This is a genomic window from Hymenobacter sp. (assembly GCF_036387835.1).
Lineage (GTDB): Bacteria > Bacteroidota > Bacteroidia > Cytophagales > Hymenobacteraceae > Hymenobacter.
Genome location: NZ_DASVSY010000125.1, coordinates 26,203 through 37,065, shown reverse-complemented (window position 1 = coordinate 37,065; position 10,863 = coordinate 26,203). Strand labels below are relative to the sequence as shown.

Genomic DNA, 10,863 nt, shown 5'->3' with positions numbered 1-10,863 from the left:
TGAATGTTGGTGAAGCCCGCCTTGGTGTACATGTGCGTGAACTGCTCGAAGAAGTCCTGCTTCATCTTGGCATCGTTGTCATCATACGCCACCGAAACCGACAACAGCGGCATGCCCCACTCATCTTTGCGGGTCGGGTCGAGGCGCACGTAGTTGGTTTCCTTCGGGATGGTTTCGCCCATCATGCCCGAGCGCACCGTCCAAGGACCAAGCGCGGGGTGCTGTAGTTGCTGCTTCAAGTCGGCGCCGATACCCATTGCCGGCTTCAAAAGGCCGCGCCCCGCCCCAAAGCTGGTGGCATAGCCGCGCAGGAAATCCGTTTCTTGCTTGAACACGTTGCGGAAGCGCGGCAGATAGCCGCCGCCCGCCGGGTTGCGCCCGTCGGTGGTCAGGTCAGCAAAGCCGTCGTACTCCGCTGAAATCTTAGCGCTGTAGTTATGAAAGGCTACGAACTTGCCTAGCACGCCGCTGTCGTTGCCCAAACCGTTGGGAAAGCGGTGTGAAGTGGAGTTCAGCAGCAGCAGGTTGGTGTTTAGCGCGCCGGCGTTCACAAACAGCACAGGCGCGTAGTACTCGGTAGTAGCCTTGGTGTGCGCGTCGACTACCCGAATGCCCGTGGCGCGGCCCTGTTGCTCATCGTAGAGAATGGTCTGCACTACCTGATTGGGCTTCAGCGTAAGGTGGCCCGACTTCAGCGCCCACGGAATGGTAGAGGAGTTGGCGCTGAAGTACCCGCCAAACGGGCAGCCACGCTGGCACAGCGTCCGGTTTTGGCACTGCACCCGGCCTTGCTCGAAGTGAATGGGCTCGGGCTTCGACAAATGCGCGCAACGGGCGCTGATGACGTGGCGGTTGGGGAAGTTTTTTTTGACGTGCTGCTGAAAATATTTCTCCACCGCATTCAGCGGGTAGCCCGGCAAAAACTCGCCGTCCGGCAGCTCAGCCAAACCATCGGAGTTGCCGCTGATGCCGGCAAACTTCTCTACGTAGCTGTACCAGGGCGCCAGGTCATCGTAGCGGATGGGCCAGTCTACAGCAAATCCGTCGCGAGCTGGGCCTTCAAAATCGTACTTGCTCCAACGCTGCGTTTGGCGGGCCCACAGCAGTGACTTGCCGCCCACCTGGTAGCCCCGAATCCAATCGAAAGGCTTTTCCTGCACGTAAGGGTGCTCATTGTCTTTCACCATGAAGTGCATGGCGTCTTCTTTGAAAGCGTAACAGCGGCTTATGACCGGGTTGGCCTGCTGCACTTCCAGCGGCACCCGGCCGTTGTGCGGAAACTCCCAGGGGTTGAGGTTGGTGGTGGGATAGTCCTTGTTGTGCTCCACGTTGCGGCCCCGCTCCACCATCAAAGTTTTAAAGCCTTTGTCGGTGAATTCCTTGGCGGCCCAGCCACCGCTCATACCCGAGCCAATGACGATGACGTCGAAGCTCCGGGCTTTCACGCTGTCGATGTTAAGATTGGCCATTGCGCGGTTTATTTAGCACGAGGTCTTTAGTAGGAAAGTAGCCGTTGTAGCGGCTGGGCACCAGCTCGTACACGACTTGGGTGGTCATGTAGTACTTGCTGCCGGTGTAGGCGTCCACGGTTAGCTGGCGCGCCATGCTGCAAAAGGCTGCCAGCTCGACTGGACCCCGCTTGTGGTTTTGCAGCAGGGCCAGCCTTTGCGGGGTAGTGCACTCCGCAAAAGGTAGCTTGTGGCGTAGCTGCGCCGTCTTCTCTAGCTGCTTCAAGCCCATAAAAAACAGGCGCTGATGCTTGTTGAAGGTGCAGTCGTCCAGCATTTTTAACACGCGCAGGTGCAGCCCTAAGTCCCTGGCGCCCGGCGTGTCGGTTTTGGGAAGGATGGTTTCGCATACCTGAGCCAATAGCTCTTCCTGGGCGGCGCTCACCTTTAAGTGTTTCAGCGCAATAGACGCCTGAGTTTCTTTCGCGGCCTCTTTGTAGCAAGAGGGCAGTAAGAGAGCACCTCCAATAACTAGCGACAGGTTACGGACTGCTGATCGTCTGTTCATATTTAGATTAAGTGCTGTACAGAAGTAAACAGGTACTAGAAAAGGCCGTCATGCTCAGCACAACGAACTGAAATTACCAAATTACTTTTGACGCGGTACTTAGTAAATGGAAGCAAAGCAAGTAATTGGCCATTTAAAAATTAAATACGGTAAGACCAATTGGCAAGCATTAGGGTGCGATTTACGTTCCCGACGTAGACATTCGGCCGTGTTTTGTTGTGCTCAAAATCTAGACTGGCCGTTGTATTATCAGTAGGTTTATGCGAATGAGTCGCCTGATAACATCGTGCCGGCAATATTATTTTTCTTGATACAGTCCGGTGCGCGGGCTGTCAGTCCGAAGATACTGCTGTTTAATTTGACTTTAGAAGTAACCAAGTTACCGTTAATCTAAAAGCCATATTAAAGCTAAGGCGTAAGAGTAGGGTTTAGGCATCATTTTTTGAAAAAGACAGAAGAAAGTTACAACAAACGGTTGTGGAGAATTACGCCGCCCACCGAGGCCATTGGACTGCCTGAGCATGAGTAATGGAGCCTCTCGTAATAATAGACTATTATAAATAAGTCACTTACTGCAGAGGTTGGCAGCATTGCCCCAGTGACCACGCCCAATTGGGGGAGGTAGCAGTAAATGGCGCTACTTAAATTTCCTTGCTGGACTTTCTGCCCTTAGGCTACCCCTTGATAGTGCAGGCTAGAAAAGGAGTTGATAGATAGCGTAAAGTACCCCTGAAAGAGTGCCTGTTTGCAGCAGCTCCTGCACCTGCTCGTATAAGCGCTGAGGCGCTGCTGACGGGCGGCTTCCTCGGTGCGCTACTGGGCTTTAGTTGATTTCGGGCGGGTGCGGATGAGTTATTTTTGTCGTAAGTCAATAGCATTTCGGGCAAGTTTGGGGGCAGCTTTTTTCCCGTGTACCTAGGTTTAACTACTTGATATAACAACCGCTAACTTCCAAAGCCATGACACCAACGCAAGACAAAGCGCTACTAGATCAGGAAAAGCAGCTGACAGCCCAGGCTGCGTTGCGGTGGGTGCGCGACGGGATGCTGTTGGGCTTGGGCACGGGCAGCACGGCCGCGCATTTTATCCGCCAGCTAGGTGAGGTTGTGCAGGCAGGGAAGCTGCGTGTGCAAGCCACCGCTACCTCAGTAGCCAGCGAAAACCTGGCGCGAGAACTTGGCATTCCCCTGATAGAACCCCGCCGCGGCTTACGCTACAACTTGACCGTAGATGGTGCCGACGAACTGGACCCGCAACTCAATTTGATAAAGGGCGGGGGCGGAGCGTTGCTGCGAGAAAAAATCATAGCCACTGCTTCCGACTACATGCTGGTCATAGCTGACTCCTCGAAAGCTGTGGCGCAGCTTGGGCAGTTTCCGCTGCCGCTGGAAGTGGTTGCGTTTGCGCTGCCGTGGGTGCTAGACGCCGTGGCCGCCATAGGAGGCAACCCGGTGGTGCGCACCAACAAAAAGGAGCCCGAGAAGTACGCCTATTCTGACCAGGGTAATCTGCTGGTGGACTGCCACTTCGGCCGCCTTCCCGATCCTGTGGTACTAGCCCGCCAACTCAAGACTATTCCCGGAATCGTGGAACACGGCTTATTTCTAGGCCTGGCCCGCGCCGCTCTAATCGTCCGCGACGGGCAGGTGCAGGTGCTACGGGCCGGTTCCGCACCTAAACCCGCTGCCGACTTTGCGGAGCTGCCTTGAAATAAGTAACACGAAGTTTCGCTTCGCGACACGCTGGAACATTCGGCAAAGCGTACCAATGCCAGTCGTGCTAACGTGTCGCGAAGTAAAACTTCGCGTTACCTATTTTTGCTGCTCTAGCTGCGAAGCCGCGGCGGTGTCCAGGAACCAGTGCAATTCGCCGTCGGTGGGGGCAATGAGTTGGGCGGGGAAGTTGTCGATGTCTTCCTTGTCTTCCAGAATGTGGCGCACGGCGGCGGCTTTGTCGGCGCCGAAAACGAGGAAGGCAATGGCGCGGGCCTGGTTGATTAGCGGGGCGGTGAGCGTAATTCGATCCGCCTTTAGTTCTTCCACATACAGGGCCTGCACGCTAGCCGTACGGTCACGCAGCACCGACGTGTGGGGGAACAACGAGGCGGTGTGCGAGTTGTCGCCTAGCCCGAGCAAGATCAAATCGAAGCGGGCTTGCGCGCCACCGAAATGCTGGTTGATGGCTTTGGTGTAAGCTTCTGCCGCCTGCGCGGGCGGGAAGCTGGTATCCACCGGAAAGGTCTGTGCGGAGCTGATGTGCAGGGGCTCGAACAAGGCCGTTTTAGCCATCAGGTAGTTGCTCTGCGGGTCGGTGTGCGGCACGTTGCGCTCATCGCCAAAGAAGAAGTACACCTTGGTCCAGTCGACTTGGCCTTTGAAGGCATCGGAGGCCAGCAGCTCGTACAGTTTTTTGGGCGAGCTGCCACCCGACAGCGCCACTGAAAACCGGCTGTGCGTGGCAATGGCCTGGTTGGCCGTGGCCACGAAGTAAGTTGCTAGCTCGTGCAGCACCTCGGTGGTGGCCGCAGAAATGTGAAGCGTCATCAGGCCGGTTTTTTCTTGTTGTTGACGGGGAGCGTAAACCAGTGGAATCCTTCGCGGGCAATGAGGGCTTCCGCCGATTCCGGACCCCACGAATCGGCCGAGTAGTTGGGGAAGTTAAGGCTCATGCGGTTCTGCCAGGTGGTCAGAATCGGCATAATCAGGTCCCAAGCCTCTTCCACCTGGTCGCCGCGCATGAACAGCGTCTGGTCGCCGAGCATGGTGTCGAGCAGCAGGGTTTCGTAGGCTTCGGGCGCCTGGTTGGTGTAGGTGCCTTTGTAGTCGAACACCATGTCTACGGTGTTGAGCACCATATCGAGGCCGGGACGTTTGGCTTGCACTTGCAGCCGGATGCTCATTTCAGGCTGAATGCTGATGATGAGGCGGTTGTGGCTGATGTTGTCGGCTGCGGAAGCCGGAAACATGAAGTGCGGCACGTCCCTGTACTGGATGGTAATCACGGAAGCCGACTGGTGCATGCGCTTGCCGGTGCGCAGGTAGAACGGTACCCCTTCCCAACGCCAATTGTCCACGAAAAACTTTACGGCAGCAAAGGTTTCGGTGTTGGATTCTGCCTCCAATTCTTCGCGGTAGCCCGGCACCTCCTTGCCCTCGATCCAGCCGCTGCCGTATTGGCCGCGCACCGTGGAAACGCGCACGTCTTCGGGCGAGAACCGGCGCATGGCCCGCAGCACGTCCACTTTGCGGTTGCGTACTTCCTCGGCACTGAAGCTGACGGGCGGCTCCATGGCCACAATGCACAACAGCTGCAACAGGTGGTTCTGAATCATGTCGCGCAGGGCACCGGAGCCGTCGTAGTAGCCGGCCCGCTCGCCGGCGCCTAGCTGCTCGGTCACCGAAATCTGCACGTGGTCGATGTAGTTGCGGTTCCAGGTGGGCTCCAGGATGGAGTTGGCGAAGCGGAAAGCCATGATGTTCTGCACGGTTTCCTTGCCCAAGTAATGGTCGATGCGGTAAATCTGCCGCTCGTTGAAAATGCGCATGAGCAGCTGGTTGAGCGCCTTCGCCGACTCCAGGTCGTGGCCAAACGGCTTCTCAATCACAATGCGGGTGCGTTCCGCGTCCTTGGTCAGCTTGCTCTTGGCCAGGTTTTCGGCAATGATGGGAAAGAAATTGGGCGCTACGGCCAGGTAGTAGATGACATTGGCCTTGGCGTGCCATTCGGTTTCATGCACCTGAATCCGGGTGCCAAATTCCTTGTAGGTTTCGGCATCGTTCAAGTCGGAAACCTGGTAGAACAGATTCTTCGAGAAGGTTTCCCACTGCTCCGGCTTGGCTTTGCCAGTGCGCGAAAACTGGTTGATGTCGTCGAGAAGCTTTTTGCGAAAGTCCTCGTCGCTGAGCTTGGTACGACCCGTGCCAATGATGGAAAACTGCTCGGGCAGCCAGCCATCCAAAAACAAATTATACAGCGCGGGCGCCAGCTTGCGCGCATTCAGGTCGCCGGTGCCGCCAAAAATGACGAAGATGGTAGGCGCTACTTTTTCGTTGGGATTCATGCTTGCTGCTTGCTTGGAGAGTGACGGATGGAGTGGAGAAACAAGACCTGCTATCCTCTCTGAAATCCGGAATGAAGCACGTTAAGAAAATAGATTGAAATGCAGTTGGTTGGGAGCTGGCAAAGAAGAACGGCGCTACCAGCAGTAGCCAGAGTTAAGTTGCTGTTCACTGGAAGTAGGCCTCGTTAGGATTGCAGGAATGACTTCATTTGATCAGGTAACGGGTAGCTTCCTTGGAGCCTTCTAACCAAGACTACTTCTCCTACATGAAAAGCCAAGTGCAAGGCTACCTCCTGAATGATTTTCAACTTGCCTGCGGCGCCTTCGGTACCGGCTATGTGGTCTAGCTCGGTGTGAAGAGCTGCAAGCTGCCCATTGAATTGCGCGACGGCCTCTTGCAGCAACGCTTCACTTGATGGAGCCCGCTGGCTGATCCAGGTAGTCACCTCATTGATGGGTTGCGCAGGAGGGATGCCTTGCAGCTCACCTAACTGGCTGGCTTGCCACCTGATTAGATGGTTGAGGATCTGCCAGACGCTGGTGGGAAACTGTTCTTGCCCTAAACCACTGCTCTCAATGGTTAAGTTATCAAACGCCTTGAAGGTGTCCAGCGCATTAGCAAACAGCTTCCCACTATCGATTTGCATCATGGCTTTTTGCGAAGTGCTGTGGCTTTAGCTCCCACCCGGCGGAGACGAGAGCAAGGCAAAAAACAGGATTTCAGAATGCCGTATTCCCTCTTTCTGCGCCCGCCTTACTTGTTTGGGATTACCGGCTGCTCCCCCTAGTTTTCTTCCACCTGCGCATCTTTTTTGAAGGTGGCATCTTCATGCTCGGGTGCCCATTGGGTGTGGAAAACGCCTTCGTGCCCAATCAACTCGTAGGTATGTGCCCCGAAGTAGTCGCGCTGTGCCTGGATGAGGTTGGAAGGCATGCGGGCAGTGCGGAAAATATCGAAGTAGCTCAGGGTGGAGGCGTAGCCAGGTACCGCAATGCCGGCCGTTACGGCGGCACTTACCACGGTGCGGGCGCCGGGCACCACTTCCGTTACCAGGCGCTGCACTTGCTGGTCGAGCAGCAAATGCGCGAGGTCGGGCGTGCTCTGGTAGGCGTTGAAAATGTCGTTCAGGAAGCTCGACCGGATGATGCAGCCGCCCCGCCAAATCTTAGCAATTTCGGCCAGTTTCAGCTCGTAGCCATACTCTTCCGATGCCTTAGCCAGCATGTGCATGCCTTGGGCATAACTCAGGATCATGCTGAAGTAGAAAGCTTGCTCCAGGCTGCCAAGAAAAGCGTCCTTATCCACGTCCAGCGCCAGCGCATCGTTCTGGCTGTATAAGCCGGCCAGCTGCTCCCGGAGCGCCTTGAAACGTGAAGCGTCGCGCATAGACACCGCCGTATCGATGGTGGGAATGGGGGCGGTGAGGTCCATGGCAATCTGCGAGGTCCATTTGCCGGTGCCTTTCGAGCGGGCCTCGTCTTTGATGTCGTCGAGCAGCAGGTGGTCGGTATCGGGCGCGATGTACTTGAAAATATCCTTGGTGATATCGAGCAGGAAGGACTGCGCCCGGCCCCCATTCCACTGTGCAAATACTTGTCCAATAGCCTCGTTGTCAAGCTTCAGGCCTTTTTTTAGAATTTCATAGGTTTCGGCAATCAGCTGCATCTGGCCGTACTCGATGCCGTTGTGCACCATCTTCACGAAGTGGCCCGCCGCGCCCGGCCCGATGTAGGTTACGCAGGGCGCCCCGTCTACCTTGGCCGCCACGGCTTCCAGCATGGGCCGCATGGTTTCGTAGGCTTGCTTGTCGCCGCCGGGCATCATGCTTGGACCAAACCGGGCGCCTTCTTCGCCGCCCGAAATGCCCATCCCGAAGAAGTGCAGACCTTCGGCTTTCAGTGCTTGGTCGCGCCGTTCGGTGTCGGTGAAGTGGGAGTTGCCGCCGTCGATGATGATGTCGCCCTGGCTGAGCAAGGGCCGCAACTCGTCGATAACGCTGTCCACGATTTTGCCGGCCGGAACCAGCATCATAATCGAGCGGGGCGTTTGCAGGCTCTCGATAAACTCGGGAAGCGTAGAAAAGCCTTGCACGGGCAGGTCTTTGCCTTCTTCGGCGAGCAGCTGCACTTTAGTGGCGTCTTTGTCGTAGCCGGCCACGGCAAAATCGTGGTCGGCCAGGTTCAGCAATAAGTTACGACCCATCGTTCCCAGGCCGATCATGCCAAAGGAGTACTTGGTTGGCGTTGCGCTCATCGTGTTGCGGATTTGTTTGGTAGGGCAGGCCCTGGTTGTGAGGAAGCTGAAAAGAAGGCAAGAGCGCCGAAAAGGTACATTCCTTTTCTGTGACTGAACTGACTTGTACCGTTAAGGCGCCTGCATTGTTCGAAATACGTCTTGCCCAAGAGTACAGGATAGTCGACGGCTACTATTGTGCTTCTTTAGTATAGTTTAGGATTAGAAGTTGTTAGCTGGTTGCTGCCGGCGCAGGGGCGTTTTTCACGTTTGCGTTGTAATGTTAAAGTAGTATTGTCATGCGGAGGCTTGCTGATGTTTGATTAGCACCCATAGCCAGCACGCGAGATGCTTCGTGGCCTCCGCATGACGTTCTATCATCAACTACGCCGGACCTTTTCTCCGCTGAAAACCAGCTTCTTGTTTTCACCTCTGATTTCAAGCGGCTTCAGCCGTATTCCACTCTCATTTTCACTACCCGTGCTGCGAGTTTTCCTGATGATGTTCTGGCTGGCTTGGTTGGGGGCGGCCCCGGATGCTGGCGCGCAGGTGCTCCGCCAGCCCATTCCGGACAAGCTGGTGGTGCTTACTTTCGATGATGGGGTGGTGAGCCATGCCACGACGGTGGCGCCGCTGCTGAAGAAGTACGGGTTTGGGGGCACATTTTTCGTGTGCGAGTTCCCGCCCGATTTCGCCGACAAAACCAAGTACATGAGCTGGCCGCAGATAGCGCAGCTGCACCAGGCGGGTTTCGAGGTGGCCAGCCACACGCTCACGCACCGGCACGTCAACAAAATGACGGCCGCGCAATTCCAAGCCGAACTCGATTCCATTGCGTTGCGCTGCGCCACCTACGGCCTCCCCAAGCCCGTCACCTTTGCTTATCCGGGCTACGATACGCACCCCACTGCCCTGGCGGTGCTACAGGCGCAGGGCTACCAGTTTGCCCGCGCCGGGGGCCGCCGAACCTACGACCCCACCACCGACCACCCGTACCTGATTCCGAGCTTCAGCACCGCTATTGCCGATAAGCTCGACATCAAGAAAATAGTCCAGCAGGCCCGCGGCGGCAAGATTGTGGTGCTTACCGTACACGGGGTGCCCGACAACGCCCACGAATGGGTTACAACGCCGCCAGCATTATTAGAGGAATATTTGAAATATTTACGCGACAACCACTACCAAGTCATTGCCCTGCGCGATTTAAGCCGGTACATAAACGTGCCGGAGGCGCTGCGCACCATCCAACCCAAGTACGACCAGTTAAAGTAACCACCCCGCAACGATAGTGTATTCATGAAAATAACCTTGCCCGTCCTTTTACTCGGTGGTCTGCTCCACCTTGGGTTGCGTACGCAGGCGCAGCCAACCCTGGCCACCGGTGGGCAGAAGCCCATGGCCGCCGCCGAATGGATCGACGAATCGACCGGCCACCGGATTGTGCGGCTAAGCGGTCTGAGCGGCGAAAACGAAAGCTTCTACTTTCACAACAATCCCTTCCTGAAAAAGACGGGCCGGGAGGGCGACAAGATGGTGTACTACCACAAAACCTCGCAGGGTAAGCAGCTCTACGTAGTCAACCTCAAGACCCGGCAGAGCGAGCCGCTGACCCGGGCCTTCGATACGGTGAGCGGCGAAATTGTGGCCCCCAAGCGCCGGGAAGTGTTTTATCAGACCGGCGACAGTGTGTACGCCACCCACGTCGACACCAAAAAGACCCGGCTGATTTTCGTGTTCCCCGCCGATTTCAAAGCCACCATCACCACCCTCAACGCCGACGAAACGCTGCTCGGCGGCGCCTGGGCGACCGACGAGGAAAAGGAAATTACAAAGAAGTACCCGGCCAAGAGTGACTTTTTCGACCGAATTTATGAGGCCAAACTGCCGCGCACGCTCTTCACGGTGAACGTGCAAAACGGGCAGCTCGACAAGATTTTCACCGACAAGGCCTGGCTGAACCACGTGCAGTTTTCGCCCACCAACCCGCAGTTACTCATGTTTTGCCACGAAGGCCCCTGGCACAAGGTGGACCGCATCTGGACCATCGACATCAAAAGCAAGGACGTGAAGCTGGTACACAAGCGCACCATCGACATGGAAATTGCCGGCCATGAGTTCTTCAGTCCCGATGGCAAAACCATCTGGTACGACCAGCAGCTGCCGCGCGGCGAAACCTTCTACGTAACCGGCACCGACCTGAAAAACGGCTACGAAAGAAAGTGCCAGCTAGAGCGCAACGAGTGGTCGGTGCACTACACGATTTCGCCGAGCCAGCGGCTCTTTGCTGGCGACGGGGGCGACGAAACGTCGGTAGCCAAAGCACCCGACGGCAAGTGGATTTATTTGCTGCGGCCGCAGGGCCTCAAGTTTACGGCGGAGAAGCTAGTAAACATGAAAAAGCACGACTATGATTTAGAGCCTAACGTGCACTTTTCGCCCGATGAGAAGTGGATCATCTTCCGGGCCAATTTCGAGGGGAAAAGCCAGATCTACGCCGTGGAAGTAGCCAAAGCTACTATGTAGATGCTTGGGCACTAACCCTCGTTCCAATCAG

Annotated in this window: 9 protein-coding genes; 3 read left to right on the top strand and 6 right to left on the bottom strand. The window is 56.2% G+C overall.

Features of this window, described 5'->3' with window-relative positions:
- Positions 1–1,469, bottom strand: a 1,469-nt coding sequence (locus VF639_RS25280) for a GMC family oxidoreductase (RefSeq protein ID WP_331148747.1), incomplete at its 3' end; no start/stop codon positions are given.
- The gene (locus VF639_RS25275; protein ID WP_331148746.1) at positions 1,456–2,016 is read right to left on the bottom strand and encodes a gluconate 2-dehydrogenase subunit 3 family protein; all 561 of its coding nucleotides are present in this window, start codon (positions 2,014–2,016) and stop codon (positions 1,456–1,458) included. The genes VF639_RS25275 and VF639_RS25280, both read right to left, overlap by 14 nt.
- Before the next feature lie 959 nt (positions 2,017–2,975).
- On the opposite strand from VF639_RS25275, the gene rpiA reads away from it, so the two are divergent.
- Positions 2,976–3,725, top strand: coding sequence for a ribose-5-phosphate isomerase RpiA (rpiA, locus tag VF639_RS25270; protein WP_331148745.1), 750 nt, complete (start codon positions 2,976–2,978; stop codon positions 3,723–3,725).
- Between the two features lie 102 nt (positions 3,726–3,827).
- Here rpiA and pgl read toward each other — a convergent pair whose 3' ends face one another.
- The 4 genes from pgl to gndA all read right to left on the bottom strand — a co-directional run bounded on the left by pgl (position 3,828) and on the right by gndA (position 8,330).
- Positions 3,828–4,559, bottom strand: a complete 732-nt coding sequence (gene pgl / locus VF639_RS25265) for a 6-phosphogluconolactonase (RefSeq protein ID WP_331148744.1) — start codon at positions 4,557–4,559, stop codon at positions 3,828–3,830.
- Positions 4,559–6,076, bottom strand: coding sequence for a glucose-6-phosphate dehydrogenase (gene zwf, locus VF639_RS25260; protein WP_331148743.1), 1,518 nt, complete (start codon positions 6,074–6,076; stop codon positions 4,559–4,561). Before zwf ends, pgl begins: the two co-directional genes overlap by 1 nt.
- Before the next feature lie 185 nt (positions 6,077–6,261).
- Positions 6,262–6,726 carry a DinB family protein gene (locus VF639_RS25255; RefSeq protein ID WP_331148742.1) on the bottom strand — a complete coding sequence of 155 codons (465 nt, stop codon included), beginning with the start codon at positions 6,724–6,726 and terminating at the stop codon, positions 6,262–6,264.
- 134 nt (positions 6,727–6,860) lie between these two features.
- Positions 6,861–8,330, bottom strand: a complete 1,470-nt coding sequence (gene gndA, locus VF639_RS25250; RefSeq protein WP_331148741.1) for an NADP-dependent phosphogluconate dehydrogenase — start codon at positions 8,328–8,330, stop codon at positions 6,861–6,863.
- A 459-nt stretch (positions 8,331–8,789) separates the two neighbouring features.
- Between gndA and VF639_RS25245 the strand changes: the two genes are divergently transcribed.
- Complete coding sequence (locus tag VF639_RS25245) at positions 8,790–9,581, top strand: polysaccharide deacetylase family protein (RefSeq protein ID WP_331148740.1); 792 nt, start codon at positions 8,790–8,792, stop codon at positions 9,579–9,581.
- A 24-nt stretch (positions 9,582–9,605) separates the two neighbouring features.
- Positions 9,606–10,832, top strand: coding sequence for an oligogalacturonate lyase family protein (locus VF639_RS25240; RefSeq protein WP_331148739.1), 1,227 nt, complete (start codon positions 9,606–9,608; stop codon positions 10,830–10,832).
- Positions 10,833–10,863: the final 31 nt, after the last annotated feature.

Bases quoted from the DNA above. Each gene is read 5' to 3' on its own strand.
- VF639_RS25275 (WP_331148746.1), bottom strand. From the start codon at position 2,016: ATGAACAGACGATCAGCAGTCCGTAACCTGTCGCTAGTTATTGGAGGT.
- rpiA (WP_331148745.1), top strand. From the start codon at position 2,976: ATGACACCAACGCAAGACAAAGCGCTACTAGATCAGGAAAAGCAGCTG.
- VF639_RS25255 (WP_331148742.1), bottom strand. From the start codon at position 6,726: ATGATGCAAATCGATAGTGGGAAGCTGTTTGCTAATGCGCTGGACACC.
- pgl (WP_331148744.1), bottom strand. From the start codon at position 4,559: ATGACGCTTCACATTTCTGCGGCCACCACCGAGGTGCTGCACGAGCTA.
- VF639_RS25240 (WP_331148739.1), top strand. From the start codon at position 9,606: ATGAAAATAACCTTGCCCGTCCTTTTACTCGGTGGTCTGCTCCACCTT.
- gndA (WP_331148741.1), bottom strand. From the start codon at position 8,330: ATGAGCGCAACGCCAACCAAGTACTCCTTTGGCATGATCGGCCTGGGA.
- zwf (WP_331148743.1), bottom strand. From the start codon at position 6,076: ATGAATCCCAACGAAAAAGTAGCGCCTACCATCTTCGTCATTTTTGGC.